Source organism: Sphingopyxis sp. Q841, from assembly GCF_052384365.1.
GTDB classification, from domain to species: domain Bacteria; phylum Pseudomonadota; class Alphaproteobacteria; order Sphingomonadales; family Sphingomonadaceae; genus Sphingopyxis; species Sphingopyxis terrae_A.
This window is the reverse complement of sequence record NZ_JBQSUM010000001.1, coordinates 1,960,025-1,976,541: the sequence shown is the minus strand read 5'-3', so window position 1 is coordinate 1,976,541 and position 16,517 is coordinate 1,960,025. Positions and strand designations below refer to the sequence as shown.

Sequence of the window (16,517 nt, the reverse complement as noted above, 5' to 3'; positions counted from 1 at the left end):
CGATGCTCTGACGCCTCCGCTCAATCGGCGAAGTCGGGCTTGCGCTTCTGCATATGCGCCATCACCGCCTCCATCTGATTGGGGGTGCGGATGACCTTTATCTGTTCGTCGCTTTCGGCCTGCAGGATTTCGGCATCGCTCGCGTCGGCGAGCATGTTGCACAGCCGCTTGGCGCCGCGGATCGCATGTGGATTCTTGCCCGCGATCACCCCCGCAAGTTCCATCGCCTTGGCGAGCGGTTCTTCGGCGACATGCGTCGCAAAGCCCAGCGCCTTTGCCTCGACGCCGTTGAATTCGCGGTTGGTGTAGATCATCTCGCGCAGCACGTCGTCGGCGACCTGGGTGCGCCACAGCGCCATGCCGGCGACATCGGGGACAAGGCCCCAGCGCATTTCCATGATCGCGATCCGCGTATCGGGATGAACGATGCGGATATCGGCTGCGGCCATGATCTGGCTGCCCGCGCCAAAGGCGACGCCGTGCACCGCCGCGATCACCGGCACCGGCAGTTCGCGCCAGCCCCAGGCGGCATATTGCGCGTTGTTGGCAAGGCCGCGCGTCCGTTCGGCGAGCCCGCCGCCGGCGCTGCTCGCGCCCGGATCGCGCTCGCCGCCGAGGCTGGAGAGATCGAGCCCGGCGCAAAAGGCGCGCCCCTCGCCCGACAGGACGACGACGCGCAGCCCCGCGGTCGCCTTGAGCTGGTCGACCGCCGCTGCAAGCGCCTCCCACATCGCGCCGTCGAGCGCGTTCATCTTGTCGGTGCGGATCAGGCGGACGTCGGCGATGCCGTCGTCGAGCATGGTGATCGAAATACGGTCCTGCATGGAGAGTCCTCTCAGGCTTTCAAAAGCGCCGCTTCGACGAGCGGCAGTTGGTCGTTGCCGAAATACATATCATCGCCGTCGACGAACATCGACGGCGAACCATAGCCGCCGCGCGCGATCACCTCGTCGGTATTGGCGCGCAGCCGCGCCTTGACCGCATCGCTCGCCGCCGCGTCGCGGATCGCCGCGCCGTCGAGGCCCGCACGCGTTGCTGCCGCTTCGAGCACCGCGGGGTCGTCGAGATTGTCCTGCGCGCCGAAATAGGATTCGAACGCCGCCCGGGCGAAGGCGATCAGCGCCGGCTGATCGGGCTCGAGCGCGGTGGCGAAGCGCATCGCCGCGACGCTCTTTGCCGGATGCCAGCGGGAGGGGAAATTCATCTCCACCCCCGCAAGCCGCGCCCAGTCCCCCAGCACCTTCCAGCTATGTTGCAGCTTGCGATTGCCGCTCTGTTCGCGCGCCGCGTAGACCGATTGGTTCACAGCGTTGAACACCCCGCCGACCAGGATCGGCCGAAAGGTCGCGCTGGCGCCGGTGCGCGCGATCAGCGGCTGGACGTTGGTGAACGCCAGATAAGTCCAGGGCGACGATAGGTCGAAAAAGAATTCCAGCTGGCGCGGCATGATCGGTCCTTCGGAAATGGAGGGGCGCGTCAGGCCTGCAGGTCGGCCTGTTCGATCGCGCGGTGGAAGCGGCGCGCCGCAGCGGGATCGAGCCGGTCCTCGAACAAGGTCAGATGCCGTTCGACCGTCCAGCGCGCGCTATCGAGGTCGCCGACCGCCGCCGGGTCCATCTCGCGCTGATATTCGAGGCCGAAGCGCAGGATCACCAGCGCATTGGTGCAAAGATCGCCGAGCCGCGCGCGCGACCAGTCGAGGTAGCCGCGATCGATCATCGCGCCGAGATAGAGCATCAGCTGGCCGTGCACGCGTTCGTACCAGCCGTCGATGTGGTCGAGAATGATCGGGCTCGATTCGCCATAATCGGCGCGGTCGCGATAGAGAAACCGGAAGGTATGGAGTTCGCGCTGCATGCAGGCGAGCAGTGCGACATATTCTTCGATCAGATCGCCGTCGTCGGACGGCTGCAGTTGTAGCCGCTCTTCGATCGCCTCGGCGAAATCGGCGCTGATCGCGTCGAGGAGTGCGCGCTTGCTGCGGAAATGATACCAGAGATTGCCCTCGGCGATGCCGACATCGGCGGCGATAGCCGCGGTGGATACGCTGCCGAAGCGCTGTTCGTTGAACAGGCGCAGCGCGGCAGCGAGAATGCGGTCGCGCGTCTTGACGCGGGGTGCGCTCACGCCTTCTTTTCCCAATATTGGTCGCGCAGCAGCCGCTTGTAGAGTTTGCCCGTATCGTGGCGCGGCAGCGCCTCCATGAAATCGATCCGGCGCGGCACCTTCACGCCCGACAGTTTCTGGCGCGCATAGGCGCCGAGCTCGTCGCGGAATTCATCGGTCGCGTCGGCCATGTCGGCGGGCTGAATCACCGCGATCACCTCCTCGCCCATTTCCTCGTGCGGGCCGCCGACGACCGCGACATCGGCAACCCTGGGATGGGTGACGAGATGGTTTTCGATCTCCTGCGGATAGATGTTTACCCCACCCGAAATGATCATGAAGCTCTTGCGGTCGGTGAGATAAAGGAAGCCGTCGGCATCGAGCTTGCCGACGTCGCCGAGTGTCGACCAGCCCTTCGAATTGCGGCTCGACGCGGTCTTTTCGGGGTCGTCGTGATATTCGAAGACATTGTCGCTTTCGAAAAAGACCGCGCCCTCCTCGCCGACCGGCACTTCGGTTTCATTATCCTCGCCGACGATGTGGACGGTCCCCAGGATCGCGCGGCCGACGGTGCCCTTGTGCGCCAGCCAGTCCTGGCTGGTCGCAAAGGTCATGCCATTGCCCTCCGACCCCGCATAATATTCGAGCAGCACCGGCCCCCACCAGTCGATCATCGCCTGCTTGACCGGAACCGGGCACGGCGCCGCAGCGTGGATCGCGCTCTTCATCGACGACACATCATATTGCGCGCGCACCTCCGCGGGCAATTTGAGCATGCGGACGAAATGGGTGGGCACGAACTGCGCCGCATTGCAGCGATAATGCTGGATCGCCGCCAGCGCGGCTTCGGGGTCGAATTTCTTCATCAGCACGACGGTGCCGCCAAGCCGGTGGATCGTCATCGACCAGCGGAGTGGCGCCGCGTGATAGAGCGGCGCGGGCGAAAGATAGATGCTGTCGGCGTTGATGCCGAACGCCGCCGAAGCGAGCATCACCAGACTGTTCGGCGCGTCGATCTCCTCCTCTTCGGGGAGCGGCACCTTGACCCCCTTGGGCCGGCCGGTCGTCCCCGACGAATAGAGCATGTCGACCCCGGCGCGTTCGTCGGCGATACGCGTCGCGGGCATCGCGGCCAGCGCGTCCTCGATTCGGGGCCATCCGTCAATCGCGCCACCCATCGAATAGCGTTCGATCCGAGTTTCGAGCTGGAGTGCCGCGGATGCGAGGCTGGCCGAGACGACGAGCATCTTCGCGCCCGAATTTTCAAGGATATAGTCGGTCTCGTCCTGCGTCAGCCGCGACGAAATGCAGACATAGCGCAGCCCCGCGCGCTGTGCCCCCCAAGTCAGCCCATAATAATGCGGCGTGTTTTCCAGCATGAAAGCAACGACATCGTCATGCTTCAGCCCGTGGCTGCGAAACAGCTGCGCGGCGCGGTTCGACGCTGCGTCGAGTTCGGCATAGCTGATCGTCTCACCGGTTTCGGCGACGATTACTGCGGGTTTGTCGGGCGAGCTGGCAGCATGAACAGACGGGTGCATCGGGCATCTTCTCCAAGAGACTTTTGGTTTCTTTATGTCCCGCGATCAGTAGCAAGCTGAAACTTTCGGTCAAGCCGCCGTAGGGTGAAGACCCTAGGATATGCCGATGTCAAAATGGGCGCAGTTTCGCTACGGCCGAAGCGCCCGCCGATCCCGGCAAAAGTCCGGGGATAAGCCCGGTATAAGTCTGTGGATCAGTTGTTGAGGCTGCGCCGGATCGCGGCGATTTCGCCGTCGAGTTCGCTGTCGGTCACGCGCAGCGCCTCGACCGTGCGGACCGCGTGGATCACCGTCGAATGGTCGCGCCCGCCAAAGCGGCGGCCGATCTCGGGATAGGAGCGCGGCGTCAGTTCCTTGGCGAGATACATCGCGACCTGGCGCGGGCGCGCAACCGCGCGGACGCGGCGTTTCGACGCCATTTCGGCCTTGTCGAGCCGGTAATGGGCACAGACCGCACGCTGGATTTCCTCGATCGTGATCCGCGGGCGCGCGCTGCGGACATTTTCGGCAAGCCGATCTTCGGCGAGCGCCAGATCGACCTTGGCGCCGGTCAGCGCTGCATAGGCGAGCAGCTTGTTGAGCGCGCCTTCGAGTTCGCGGATGTTGCGCGTGAAATGGCGGACGAGATAGGCGACGACGTCGTCGGGCACTTCGACCATCGGCATGGCGGCAAGGCGCTGGCGGATGATGCGTTCGCGCAGATCGTCCTCGGGCGCCTCGATATCGGCGACAAGCCCGCCCGACAGGCGCGACAGCAGCCGCGCCTCGACCCCGTCGAGCATCGCGGGCGGCCGGTCGGCGGTGACGACGAGCCGCTTGCCCGCGGTCATCAGGTCGTCGATCGTATGGAGCAGCTCTTCCTGCGTCGAGTTCTTGCCGATCACGAACTGCAGATCGTCGAGGAGCAAGAGGTCGGCGGCGCGGAGCCGCGCCTTGAACGCCATCATGTCGCCGCCGCGCATCGCGCCGACGAATTCGAGCATGAATTTTTCCGCCGACATCAGGATGATGGTCGCGGTCGGGTGCGCGGCAGCATAGTCCTGCGCGATTGCCTGCAGGAGATGCGTCTTGCCCTGCCCGGTGCCCGAGCAGAGATAGAGCGGGTTGAACTGCGGCGTTTCCACCATCGCCATGCGGCGCGCCGCATTGGCAGCGAGGATGTTCGAGCGCGCGACGACGAAGCGATCGAAACAGAGCCGCGGATCGAAGCCGAGCAGCGCGGGATTGGCGGCGGGCACAGCAGCAGGCGCTGACGCCTCGAAGCTCGGCAGCGGCGCCGAGGCGAGCACGCTCGCCCGCTCGGCAGCGGCAACTCCGCCGCGCACCGACACGCTGCGCACCGCGGGCAGCAGCTGGCGCCACGCCAGTTCGAGGCGCTCGCCGAATCGTTCGTTGATCCAGTTGGCCGAAAAGCGGCTCGCGGTTTCCAGCGTCACGACGCCCGACAGGGTGCAATATTCGGCGAAACGGACGGGCTTCAGCCAATGATCGAAGGTGCGCGCACCCAGATCGCGGCGCAGCCCTTCGGCCACGCGCGGCCAAAGCGTCGCGGCATCGGCGTTCATCGTTTCCATGCCTGCCTTGTCGTCACGCCTGTCCCCGCTTTGCACCACAATCCATGCCCCCAATATGCCCCCACGGCGGCCCGATCGCCCCGCAGCCCACCACATGCCGATCCGGGCGCCCACGCCGGGGCGCAAGCATCCTGTCCCGGGCGCGCAGCCCGAAGCTTTCCGAATCATGTCGATGTGGCGGCCGCCGGCGAAGGCCAACGACGCCTTTTTCTAGGCAGGGGGAGACGAGTCGATCAAGGGTGCGGAGCGTAAAAAATCTGAAATAAAATTCTTGACTCGCAAGGGGACGCGGAAACGCGTTGCAGGGCAAAATTTCTTATATTTTTCAGATATTTAGTGCAGCGTAAAAACGTCATGGTAAACGAATCGCGATAAATCCGTCACTTACCGCGCTGCAACAGCTTTGCCATCGCGCTGTAACAAAAAAGGACCCGCGGGCGCTTGGCCGACGGGTCCTTTTTTGTGCCCTTTCGGGACGGTGCGGCGTGCGCGGATCAGGCGATCGCGTTCACGCTCTTGGTCAGGCGCGAATATTTGCGCGCAACCGTGTTCTTGTGGAGGACGCCCTTGGCAACGCCGCGCGCCATTTCGGGCTGCGCCGCTGCGAGCGCTGCAGTCGCGGCGGCCTTGTCGCCGGCGGCAACCGCGTTTTCGACCTTCTTCACGAGCGTGCGGATGCGCGACACGCGATTCTTGTTGATCAGCGTGCGCGCGCTGTTGCGACGGATGCGCTTTTTTGCCTGCGGCGTATTGGCCATAAGTTCCTCAAAATATCCAATCGGTTCAACGGTCGGAGCACAGCAGCAGCGGAGCAGCCGAATCGCGCGTGGACGGCGAATCAATGTCCGGATGCGGCCGGTTCCGGTTGACCGGACCCTGCTCGAAGGGTGGGCCCATAGCCAGCATGCCTCCGAAGGTCAACGCTTTTCGCTGGAAAAGCGGCATCCGATCACGCTCACCGCTGGCATTTGGGGCAATAGAAGGTGGACCGCCCCGACTGGACGATCCGCACGATCGTGCCGCCGCATTCGCAGCGCTCGCCCTCGCGGCCATAGACGCGCCAATCCTTGGCAAAATAGCCGAGGTCGCCTTCGGGACTGAGGAAATCGCGCAAGGTCGAACCGCCCGCAGCAATCGCCGCCGCCAGCACTGCCTTGATCGCCGGTACCAGCGTGCCGAGCTTTGCCCGCGAGACGTCGGCCGCAGGGCGGGTCGGCGCGATTCGCGCCATGTTGAGCGCCTCGCAAACATAGATGTTGCCGAGTCCCGCGACGATCGTCTGGTCAAGCAGCATCGCCTTGATCGGCGCGCGGCGGCCGGCGAGCGCGCGCACGAGATAGGCGGCGTCGAAATTGTCCGACAGCGGCTCCGGTCCCAGCGTTACGAACGCGGGAAAGATCGCGAGCGGATCGCCATTCACAAGATCGACCGACCCGAACCGCCGCGGATCATGGAGAAACAGGCGGTGTCCGGCGCCGGTTTCGAGCAGCAGATGATCGTGCTTGCCCGCCTCGCCGCCCTCGGTGCGCCACCGCCCCGACATGCCGAGATGGAAGATCATATGGTCGTCGCGGTCGGTCGAGACGATGCCATATTTGGCGCGCCGCGCGAGATGGGTGACCGTCGCCCCGGTCAGCCGCTGCGCAAGGTCAGCGGGAAAGGGACGCCGCAGATCGGGGCGGAAGGTGCTGACCGTGACGAGCCGCTGCCCCTCGAGAAAGGGCGCGAGGCCGCGCACGGTGGTTTCGACTTCGGGAAGCTCGGGCATTTCGCGCCAGCGGTATCTGGCATTTGCGCGCGCGGCAAGGCCCGGCTAAAGGCGCTGCTGAAAGAGGCTTTCCCCGCAAAGGCGCGCACCCGATGACCACCCCCGACACCGTCAGCTTCGGCTATGAACAGGTCCCCGCGACCGCGAAGACCGCGATGGTCGGCGAGGTGTTCAGCCGCGTTGCGCGCAAATATGACATCATGAACGACGCGATGTCGGGCGGGATGCACCGGCTGTGGAAGGACCGTTTTGTCCGGCGCGTCAAGCCGCGCGCAGGCGAGGCGATCCTCGACATGGCGGGCGGCACCGGCGACATCGCCTTTCGCATGGAGCCGTCGGGCGCGAGCATCACGGTCGCCGATATCAATCCCGACATGCTGGGCGTCGGCATGGAACGCGCGGCGGAGCGCGGCATCGACACGCTGGTATGGTCCGAACAAAATGCCGAAAAGCTGAGCTTTCCCGACCAGTTTTTCGACGCCTATACGATCGCCTTCGGCATCCGCAACGTGACCGACATTCCCGCCGCGCTGAAAGAGGCGCACCGCGTTCTGCGCTATGGCGGGCGCTTCTTCTGCCTCGAATTTTCGACCAACGAATGGCCCGGCTTTGCGCAGGTCTATGACGCCTATTCGCACCATCTGGTGCCCAAGCTCGGCAAGCTGATCGCCGACGATGAAGACAGCTATCGCTATCTGATCGAATCGATCCGCCGCTTCCCGCCGATGCCGCGCTTTGCGCAGATGATTCGCGATGCGGGCTTTACCGCGGTGAAGGTCGAACCGATTTTGGGCGGACTGGTCGCGATCCATAGCGGGTGGAAGGCTTGACCCGACCCGTCACCCATATTGCCCGCCTGCTGAAGTGGGGCCGCATCCTGGCGCGCCACGGTGCGCTGCGCGGGATCGAGACCGCGCCGCAGACGCCGCCAGGGGTCAAGCGGCTGTGCCGCATCGCGCGGCTCGGCACGGTCCAGCCCAAGGTGCCCGATTATGCCGCCGCCTTCCAGGCGATCGGACCGGCGGCGGTCAAGCTGGGACAGACGCTCGCGACGCGTCCCGATCTCGTCGGCGAAGAGGCGGCGCGCAACCTGCTGACCCTGCAGGACGCGCTCGCGCCCGTGACCTTTGCCCGCATCCGTGCCGAGATCGAGGCGACGTTCGAGGCACCGCTCGAAAGCCTGTACAGCGAATTTGATCCCGAACCTGTCGGTTCGGCCTCGATCGCGCAGGTTCACCGCGCGGTGACCACCGAGGGCCGGCAGGTCGCGGTCAAGGTTCGCCGACCCGGCATCGACAAGCAGTTCGCGCGCGACATCGAAACCTATGAATGGGCCGCCGCGCACCTCGAGGCACTGGGCGGCGAAGCCGCACGGCTGCGGCCGCGGCAGGTGATCGCCAATTTCCGCCGCTGGACGCTGCGCGAGCTCGACCTGCGCCGCGAAGCCGCGTCGGCATCCGAACTGCGCGAGGCAATGGCGGCCGAGCCAACCTACGAAGTGCCCGCGATCGACTGGGACCGCACCGCGTCGCGCGTCATGACGCTCGACTGGATCGACGGGATCAAGATTTCGCACCGCGAAGCGCTGGTCGCGGCGGGGCACGACATGGAAAAGCTGGCGACCAATCTGGTCCAGGCCTTTCTGCGCCAGGCGATCGCCGAGGGGTTCTTCCACGCCGACATGCACCAGGGCAATTTGTTCGTGAAGGCCGACGGGACGATCGCGGCGGTCGATTTCGGCATCATGGGGCGGATCAACCGACAGGCGCGCTACTGGCTCGCCGAGATCCTCTATGGGCTGACCACCGGCAATTACCGCCGCGTCGCCGAGATTCATTTCGAGGCGCAATATGTCCCCGACTATCACAGCGTCGAGGAATTCGCGACGGCGCTGCGCGCGGTCGGCGAGCCGATGCGCGGCAAACCGGTGAGCGAGCTGTCGGTCGGGCAGATGCTCGACGGACTGTTCGCGATCACCCGCGACTTCGACATGCAGACCCAGCCGCATCTGCTGCTGCTGCAAAAGACGATGGTGATGGTCGAGGGCGTGGCCACGATGCTCAACCCGCGGATCAACATGTGGGATGTATCGGGACCGTTCGTGCAAGGATGGATTCGTGACGAACTGGGCCCCGAAGCCGCGCTGGCCGATGGGCTGCGCGAACAGGGGCGGACGCTGGCGCTGATCCCCGACATCATCCGCCGCCTCGACGCGCAATTGCCGAAGCCGGGCGCTGCTCCGCCCGCGCCGCCGCTCCCCGATGTCCGGCTGATGTGGGAAAAGGGCGAAAAGCGGACAGCATGGCGCTATGCGCTGACCGCGCTCGCCGGGGCGGCCGCAGGCGCTGCGATCCTCCTTGCGCTGGGCGGTTGATCGCCGCCGCCAAGGCCGATTGTGATTACCAAAGATTTACCTTAATTCGCTAGCGTTTTTGAGGACCAACAGGGCGGTACCGCTCGATCGAACCGAGGCATCTTCACCCGATATGCACCACGAAACCGCCCTTGCCGACCCGATCGTGTCGGTTGACACCCTCCCGCTCGAAGTCGCGGTCGTCGTCCCGACGCTCAACGAGGCCGCCAATGTCGAGCGGCTGGTCGAGAAGCTGACGAACGTCCTTGCCGGTCGCGGCTGGGAAGTGCTGTTCGTCGACGATAATTCGCCCGACGGTACCAGCGACGTCGTGCGCCGCATTGCCCGCAACTCGCGCCACGTCCGCATCGTTCAGCGCGTCGGCCGCCGCGGCCTGTCGTCAGCGGTGATCGAAGGGGTGCTGGCGACGGCCGCTCCGGTGATCGCGGTGATGGACGGCGATCTTCAGCACAACGAAGACGCGCTGCCGCGCCTGATCGACGCGGTGGCCTCGAACGACGCCGACATCGCCGTCGGCACCCGCTACGTCGATGGCGGCGGCGTCGGCGAATGGAGCGCGCTGCGCGTGTCGATGAGCCAGTTTGCGACAAAAATCGGCCAGATCGCGCTGCGCACCAAGGTGAGCGATCCGATGAGCGGCTTTTTCGCGATGCGCCGCGAAGCCTTCGACGCGGCGCTGCCACGCCTGTCGGCGATCGGCTTCAAGATACTGGCCGACATATTGGCGTCGTCGCCGACGCCGCTGCGCGTCGCCGAAATTCCCTATCAATTCCGCACCCGCGAAGCGGGCGAGAGCAAGATCGGCGCGCGCGTCATCGCCGAATATGCCGAACTGCTCGCCGAAAAGACGATCGGCCGCTTCGTGCCGGTCCGGCTGCTCAAATTCCTGATGGTCGGCGGACTGGGCGTCATCGTCCACCTGTCGGTGCTGTGGGGGCTGCTGACCGCCGGCAACAGTTTCATGATGGCGCAGACCGGAGCGGTCGTGACCGCGATCGCGTTCAATTTCTTCCTCAACAACAGCTTCACCTACGCCGACCGCAAGCTCAAGGGCTGGGCGGTGCTGGGCGGACTGGCGAGCTTCTATGCGATCTCGGCGGTCGGCGCGCTCGCCAATATCGGCATCGGCACCTGGCTCGCCGGGCAGAATGAGCGTTGGTGGGTCGCGGGCGTCGCCGGGGTCTTGGTAGGCGCGATCTGGAATTTCGCCATGTCTTCGGCGCTGACGTGGCGCAAATAGCGCCGACGGCCGCCACCGGCTGGAACCGCTTTTCGGCCATCCCGCGGCTTTGGGCCGCGGCCGTGCTGGTCCTGCTCGCCGCGCTGATGGTGGCCGGATGGAGCGGCGGCGTGGGCGGCAAGCGGGTACAGCCCGCCAAGCCCACATCGATGAAGTTCGAAGGCATGGTCGGCGATCATGCGCTGTACCTCAACATCCTGCGCAAGATGGAGGCGGGCCAATCCTATTATCCCGCCGCGACGGAAACGCAGCGCGCGCATCGCTATCCGCTGCATCCCTTCTTCACCGTACGCCTGCCCACCCAGGCCGAAATCATGGCGGTAATCGGCCTGCGCGGGTCGGTCGCGCTGCTGACGTTGACCGGTCTTGCGGCGTTTCTTCTGTGGCGAAAGCGGTTGATGGCCGGTGATCTGCCGCCTTATGCGCGCTTCGGTGCGTTCCTCATGGCGGTCAACATGTCGCAGATCGTATCGCGCCAATGGGTACTGATGCACGAAGTGGTGGCGGGCGTGCTGATCGCGCTGGCGCTCGCCCTCTATCGCCCTGCCCGCCCCTGGCCGGCGATGGCGGTGATCGCGCTCGCGCTGGCGATGCGGGAAACGGTCCTGCCCGTGGCGATGTTGCTGGGCCTGTTCGCGCTGATCGACCGCGATTGGCGCGCCGCCACCGGCTGGCTTGGTATCGGACTGGGCTTCCTGGCCTTGATGGCATGGCATGCGACGACGCTGACCGCCTTCGTCCGTCCCGGCGATATGACCACCCCAGGCTGGAGCGGGATGGGGGGATGGCCCGCCTATCTGTCCTTCGTCCATGTATCATCGGTTTTCCGCTTTCTTCCGGCTTGGACGATGGTGCCGGTGGTGCCGCTGGCATTGCTCGGCTGGGCCGCATGGCGATCGCGGCTGGGCACGACGATGCTGATCGTCCAGCTCGGCTATGCGGCGATGCTGATGCTGTTCGCCCGCCCCAACAATTTTTACTGGGCGATGCTGATCGAACCGACATTGTTCGTGGGGCTGATCTTCGCGCCCGCCGCACTCCTTGCTCTGTACCGGTCGATCCGGGCGGTGCCGTCCCCAGTTTCCGTACCCGCGGTCTGAGCGGTCAGAATCTGCGTGGATCGCGGGCGCGGACATCCTATAGGATAGGGTCATGACCCATCGGCGTATCCTTCTGATCATCGGCGGCGGCATCGCCGCCTACAAGGCCATCGAGCTGGTGCGCCTGCTCCGCAAGGCCGGCCATAGCGTACGCTGCGTGCTGACGCGCGCGGGCGAGCAGTTCGTCACGCCGCTGACGCTCGCGGCCCTCTCTGAAAATAAAGTATATACATATCTTTTCGACCTGAAGGACGAGGTCGAGATGGGGCATATCCAGCTTTCACGCGAAGCCGACCTGGTCGTCGTTGCCCCCGCGACCGCTGACCTGCTGGCAAAGATGGCGGGGGGCATCGCCGACGATCTGGCGACAACCTTGCTGCTCGCGACCGACAAGCCAGTGCTCGCGGCGCCCGCTATGAACGTACGCATGTGGCTGCACCCCGCGACGCAGCGCAATGTCGCGACGCTGCGCGGCGACGGGGTGACGGTGATGGAGCCCGACGCGGGCGAAATGGCGTGCGGCGAATATGGCCCCGGCCGCTTGCCCGAGCCCGAAGCAATCAAGGCGGCGGTCGAGGCGGCGCTGGTGCAAGGCACGGTTGTCCGACCGCTCGGCGGCCAGCCCGATTTCGCGCCGTCGCGCCACCGCCCGCTCTTTGGCCGACACATCCTCGTCACCGCGGGACCGACCCACGAACCGATCGATCCCGTCCGCTACATCGCCAACCGGTCGAGCGGCAAGCAGGGCTTCGCGATCGCCGCAGCCGCCGCCGAAGCGGGCGCGGAGGTGCTGCTGGTCGCGGGACCGGTACCGCTGCCGACGCCGCCGGGCGTGATTCGCGTCGATGTCGAAACCGCGCGCGAAATGGCGGCCGAGGTCGAGGCGGGACTGCCCGTCGACGCCGCGATCATGGTCGCCGCAGTTGCCGACTGGCGCGCCGCCGACACATCGGCGCAGAAGATCAAGAAGGACGGCAGCGGCGAGGTGCCACCGCTCGCCCTGGCAGAAAATCCCGACATTCTGGCGAGCGTCGCGAAGAGCGCCAAGCGCCCGCCGCTGCTCGTCGGCTTCGCCGCCGAAACCAACGACGTGATCACCCATGCTCAGGCAAAGCTCGCCCGCAAGGGCTGCGACCTGATCGTCGCCAACGATGTGTCGGCGGACCCGATGGGCGGCGAGACGAACCGCGTTCATATCGTCAGCAAGGCTGGCGTCGAGAGTTGGGACCGGCTGCCCAAGGAAGCCGTCGCCCGCAAATTGATGGAAAAAATCGCCGATGAACTCGATACCCGCGTCCCGCTTGCCGATGATTGAGATCCGCCTCCAGCGCCTGCCCAACGGCGGCGGCCTGCCGGTTCCGGCCTATGCGAGCGACGGCGCCGCGGGGATGGACATCGTCGCGGCCGAGACGCTGACGCTGCGCCCCGGCGCGCGCCACGCGGTTGCGACCGGCTTCGCGATGGCGATTCCCGCAGGCTATGAGGTGCAGGTGCGCCCCCGCTCGGGCCTCGCACTCAAGCACGGCATCACCTGCCTCAACACGCCGGGGACGATCGACAGCGACTATCGCGGCGAGGTGAAGGTGATCCTCGCCAATCTCGGCGACGAGGTGTTCGAAATCAAACGCGGCGACCGCATCGCGCAGATCGTGCCCGCGCCCGTCCAGCGCGCGACCTTTGCCGAGGTGGAGACGCTCGACGAAACGGCGCGCGGCGCGGGCGGCTTCGGATCGACCGGGGTCGCGAGCGGCACGGCCGACGAACAGAGCGAAGGCGATCAGGATGCGCCCGCCAATGTCGGGTCGCTCACGGCGATGAAGATGCGGCGGCCGGGCGAATAGATCTTGCTCAGCGCCGCCGAACTCGACCGCTATGCGCGCCAGATCATCCTGCCGCAGTTCGGCGGCGCGGGGCAGACGAAGCTCAACGCGGCGCATGTCGCGCTGATCGGCGCGGGCGGGATCGGCTGTCCGGCGATCACCTATCTGGCGGCAGCGGGGGTCGGCAGGCTGACGATCATCGACGATGATCGCGTCGAACTTTCCAATCTGCAGCGTCAGCCGCTGTTTACCGATGCCGACATCGGCCGTCCCAAGGCGGTCGTCGCGGCAGACGCCGCGCGGCGCATCAACCCCCATGTCGAAGCGGTGGCGGTCGAGGCGCGGCTCGATACGGGCAATGCCGAAGCGCTGCTGACCGATGCGAGGCTGATCCTAGACGGTTGCGACAATTTCGCCACCCGCCTCGCGGTCAACCGCGCGGCGGTCGCGCGCGAGATTCCGCTGCTCAGCGCCGCCATCGGCGCGTTCGAGGGACAGATCGCGCTCTATGAAGGCTGGCGCGGCGACAGCCCCTGCTACGCCTGTCTGGTCGGGGACGATCCCGACCGACCCGGCATCAACTGTGCCGAAGCGGGCGTGATGGGCGCGCTCGCCGGAATGGTCGGAACGATGGCCGCGCTCGAAGCGGTGCGCGCGCTGACCGGCTGGGGCCAGCCGCTGACCGGCCGCCTCGCCATCCTCGACATGCTCGATCGCCGCTGGCGCGAGGTCGGTGTCGCAAAGGAGCCGACATGTCCGATATGCAGCGCCTGAGCATCATCGTCGCGAGCTGTGACGGTGCGCGCTTCTATGCCGCGCTGGAGACAGGGATTGCTGCCGCGGCGCTCGGCCGCCCGGCCCGGCTGTTCCTGCAGGGCGAGGCGGCGGCGCTGCTGCGCACGCCCGTCACCTTTGCCGGCGACGGTGCGCGCGAGGCGGTTGGTCAGCCGGGGCTTGCCGCATTGATCGCCGAGGCGATGGCGATGGATGTTGACCTGTTCGTCTGTCAGTCGGGTATCGCGCTCGCGGGCATGACGGCGAACGACCTGGTGCCGCAGGTGCGCTCCGCCGGCCTCGTCAGCTTCCTTGCCGACGCGCGCGCCGACGACAGGCTGCTGGTCTATTAGGGGTTCTTGCAGACCTTGATGGCTGTAGGCGCTGGGCGCTGACCGTCGGGTACAAAGCGCGCGAGATAGCCGCCCGCATGTGCCTTGTCGTCATAGGACAGAAGCTTGAAACCCACCGCCTCGAATTCGCAGACGAGCAGGCGAAAGGGTGTCCCATGCTGGGCGATCGGACGATCGCCGTCGACGACGATCACCTGCCCGTCCTGGCGCAGCGCCGGGCGCAGGCGCCACAGAAAGGCATAGGGCTCGCCGATCTCGTGATACATATGGACCATGAACACGCGGTCGAAGCTGGCCGCGGGCAGGCGCGGATCGTCGACCGCACCAAGTTTGAGCGAGACATTGTCGAGCCGTTCGCGCGCGACACGGTCGGCGAGCCGCTCGATCACTTCGGGCTGGATATCCTGCGCCAGCACGCGGCCCGACTGGCCGACCCGCGGCGCGAGCCGCACGGTATAATAGCCGTCGCCGGCGCCGATATCGGCCACCGTCATGCCGGGGCGCACGTCGGCCGAATCCATGATGTCGTCAGCTTCGTTGACGCGGTCCCGCGCCTCTTCGGTCGACCATTTGGTCGAGGTGATCGGCGCGACCGGACGGTCAGCAGGCGGAAAGTCGCGCGCGGTTTCGGGGCGGTCGCTATTCTCGCTCCACGGCGCCTTGCATCCCCCGAGCAGCGACAGCGCGGCCAGCGCGGCGAACAGCGGCAGCGCCGCAGGCCGGGCCGCGCGGCGGCGCATCAGTCGATATCCTCCACCTCGACCTTTTCGCCTGTCACCTTCTGCGACAGCGCCGCTGCCATGAAGGGGTCGAGCGCGCCGTCGAGCACGTCGGAGGGCGCAGTCGAGGTCACGCCGGTGCGCAAATCCTTCACCAGCTGATAGGGCTGGAGGACATAGGAGCGGATCTGGTGACCCCAGCCGATTTCGGTCTTGGCCTGATATTCGCCCGAAGCCGCGGCTTCGCGCTTCTGGAGCTCCGCCTCGTACATTCGCGCCTTCAGCATCCCCATCGCGGTCGCGCGGTTCTTGTGCTGCGACCGGTCGTTCTGGCTGGCGACGACGATGCCGGTCGGGATGTGCGTGATACGCACCGCCGAATCGGTCGTGTTGACGTGCTGCCCGCCCGCGCCCGACGCACGATAGGTGTCGATCTTGAGGTCGCCTTCGTTGATCTCGATCTCGATATTGTCGTCGATCACCGGATAGACCCAGACGCTGGAAAAGCTGGTGTGGCGGCGCGCCGAGCTGTCGTAGGGCGAAATGCGGACGAGGCGGTGAACGCCGCTCTCGGTCTTGGCATAGCCATAGGCATTCTCGCCCTTGACCAGCATCGTCGCCGATTTGATGCCCGCCTGTTCGCCCGCCTGATATTCGATCAGTTCGACCTTCATGCCGCGCTTTTCGGCCCAGCGCATATACATACGCTGCAACATTTCGGCCCAGTCCTGGCTTTCGGTGCCGCCCGCGCCGGCGTGAACCTCGATATAGCAGTCATAGCTGTCGGCTTCGCCCGCGAGCAGCGCCTTGATCTTGTCCTCTTCGGCGCGCGCCGCCAGCGTGGCGAGCGACTGCACCGCGTCATCGACCAGCGCCTCGTCGCCCTCCATCTCGGCAAGTTCGATCAGTTCGACCGTATCGCCCATCTCCTTTTCGATCGACCGCGTCGCGGTGATCGCCTCGTCGAGACGGCGGCGCTCGCGCATGACATCCTGCGCCGCCTTGGGATTGTCCCAAAGCGTCGGGTCCTCGACCTTCGCATTAAGTTCGTCGAGGCGGCGCACCGCGCGGTCCCAGTCGAGGAAACGGCGCAAGAGCGCCAGCGCGGCGTTGATGGTATCGACATGATCCTGCGCTTCGGCGCGCAT

General features: G+C 65.8%; 16 protein-coding genes and 1 pseudogene. 8 read left to right on the top strand and 9 right to left on the bottom strand.

The genetic code is table 11. From position 1 onward, the window contains the following. Positions 1-20 precede the first annotated feature (20 nt). The 7 genes from ACT17R_RS09805 to mutM form a co-directional block, all read right to left on the bottom strand. On the bottom strand, positions 21-824 hold the full coding sequence (locus ACT17R_RS09805; RefSeq protein WP_186401256.1) for a crotonase/enoyl-CoA hydratase family protein: 804 nt from the start codon (positions 822-824) through the stop codon (positions 21-23). A gap of 11 nt (positions 825-835) precedes the next feature. Beyond that, positions 836-1,447 (bottom strand): 2-hydroxychromene-2-carboxylate isomerase, encoded by a 612-nt coding sequence (locus ACT17R_RS09800; RefSeq protein WP_217373039.1) that lies wholly within the window; start codon positions 1,445-1,447, stop codon positions 836-838. A gap of 29 nt (positions 1,448-1,476) precedes the next feature. Next, entirely contained in the window at positions 1,477-2,127 is a 651-nt protein-coding gene (locus tag ACT17R_RS09795; protein ID WP_062901154.1) for a TetR/AcrR family transcriptional regulator, read from the bottom strand. Further along, complete coding sequence (locus tag ACT17R_RS09790) at positions 2,124-3,647, bottom strand: acyl-CoA synthetase (RefSeq protein WP_186401258.1); 1,524 nt, start codon at positions 3,645-3,647, stop codon at positions 2,124-2,126. Before ACT17R_RS09790 ends, ACT17R_RS09795 begins: the two co-directional genes overlap by 4 nt. Before the next feature lie 194 nt (positions 3,648-3,841). Then, positions 3,842-5,212: a chromosomal replication initiator protein DnaA gene (gene dnaA / locus ACT17R_RS09785; RefSeq protein ID WP_222102996.1), complete on the bottom strand. Its 1,371-nt coding sequence runs from the start codon at positions 5,210-5,212 to the stop codon at positions 3,842-3,844. 503 nt (positions 5,213-5,715) lie between these two features. Next, on the bottom strand, positions 5,716-5,979 hold the full coding sequence (gene rpsT / locus ACT17R_RS09780; protein WP_003048739.1) for a 30S ribosomal protein S20: 264 nt from the start codon (positions 5,977-5,979) through the stop codon (positions 5,716-5,718). Between the two features lie 197 nt (positions 5,980-6,176). Then, positions 6,177-6,989 (bottom strand): bifunctional DNA-formamidopyrimidine glycosylase/DNA-(apurinic or apyrimidinic site) lyase, encoded by an 813-nt coding sequence (gene mutM, locus ACT17R_RS09775; RefSeq protein ID WP_062901156.1) that lies wholly within the window; start codon positions 6,987-6,989, stop codon positions 6,177-6,179. 92 nt (positions 6,990-7,081) lie between these two features. Here mutM and ACT17R_RS09770 point away from each other — a divergent pair, with 92 nt between their 5' ends. The 8 genes and pseudogenes from ACT17R_RS09770 to ACT17R_RS09735 all read left to right on the top strand — a co-directional run bounded on the left by ACT17R_RS09770 (position 7,082) and on the right by ACT17R_RS09735 (position 14,650). Next, a complete protein-coding gene (locus tag ACT17R_RS09770) occupies positions 7,082-7,819 on the top strand; it encodes a class I SAM-dependent methyltransferase (protein WP_062764412.1) in 738 nt (245 codons plus the stop codon). Further along, on the top strand, positions 7,816-9,363 hold the full coding sequence (gene ubiB, locus ACT17R_RS09765; protein ID WP_186401260.1) for a 2-polyprenylphenol 6-hydroxylase: 1,548 nt from the start codon (positions 7,816-7,818) through the stop codon (positions 9,361-9,363). The genes ACT17R_RS09770 and ubiB overlap by 4 nt, the downstream gene beginning before the upstream one ends. Positions 9,364-9,475: 112 nt before the next feature. Further along, entirely contained in the window at positions 9,476-10,603 is a 1,128-nt protein-coding gene (locus ACT17R_RS09760; protein WP_444809346.1) for a glycosyltransferase, read from the top strand. Then, a complete protein-coding gene (locus ACT17R_RS09755) occupies positions 10,591-11,703 on the top strand; it encodes a hypothetical protein (protein ID WP_062901159.1) in 1,113 nt (370 codons plus the stop codon). Before ACT17R_RS09760 ends, ACT17R_RS09755 begins: the two co-directional genes overlap by 13 nt. Before the next feature lie 52 nt (positions 11,704-11,755). Continuing rightward, complete coding sequence (coaBC, locus tag ACT17R_RS09750) at positions 11,756-13,018, top strand: bifunctional phosphopantothenoylcysteine decarboxylase/phosphopantothenate--cysteine ligase CoaBC (protein ID WP_444809345.1); 1,263 nt, start codon at positions 11,756-11,758, stop codon at positions 13,016-13,018. Next, positions 12,981-13,442: pseudogene (gene dut, locus ACT17R_RS09745) on the top strand (dUTP diphosphatase); the annotation flags it as partial. The gene coaBC and the pseudogene dut, both read left to right, overlap by 38 nt. A 102-nt stretch (positions 13,443-13,544) precedes the next feature. Further along, complete coding sequence (locus ACT17R_RS09740; RefSeq protein ID WP_444809401.1) at positions 13,545-14,297, top strand: HesA/MoeB/ThiF family protein; 753 nt, start codon at positions 13,545-13,547, stop codon at positions 14,295-14,297. Further along, the gene (locus ACT17R_RS09735; protein ID WP_234179251.1) at positions 14,276-14,650 is read left to right on the top strand and encodes a DsrE family protein; all 375 of its coding nucleotides are present in this window, start codon (positions 14,276-14,278) and stop codon (positions 14,648-14,650) included. The genes ACT17R_RS09740 and ACT17R_RS09735 overlap by 22 nt, the downstream gene beginning before the upstream one ends. Here the strand turns inward: ACT17R_RS09735 and ACT17R_RS09730 are convergent. Next, positions 14,647-15,390 carry a class I SAM-dependent methyltransferase gene (locus ACT17R_RS09730; RefSeq protein ID WP_186401264.1) on the bottom strand — a complete coding sequence of 248 codons (744 nt, stop codon included), beginning with the start codon at positions 15,388-15,390 and terminating at the stop codon, positions 14,647-14,649. The genes ACT17R_RS09735 and ACT17R_RS09730 overlap by 4 nt on opposite strands. Continuing rightward, a complete protein-coding gene (prfB, locus tag ACT17R_RS09725) occupies positions 15,390-16,517 on the bottom strand; it encodes a peptide chain release factor 2 (protein WP_040590389.1) in 1,128 nt (375 codons plus the stop codon). The genes ACT17R_RS09730 and prfB overlap by 1 nt, the downstream gene beginning before the upstream one ends.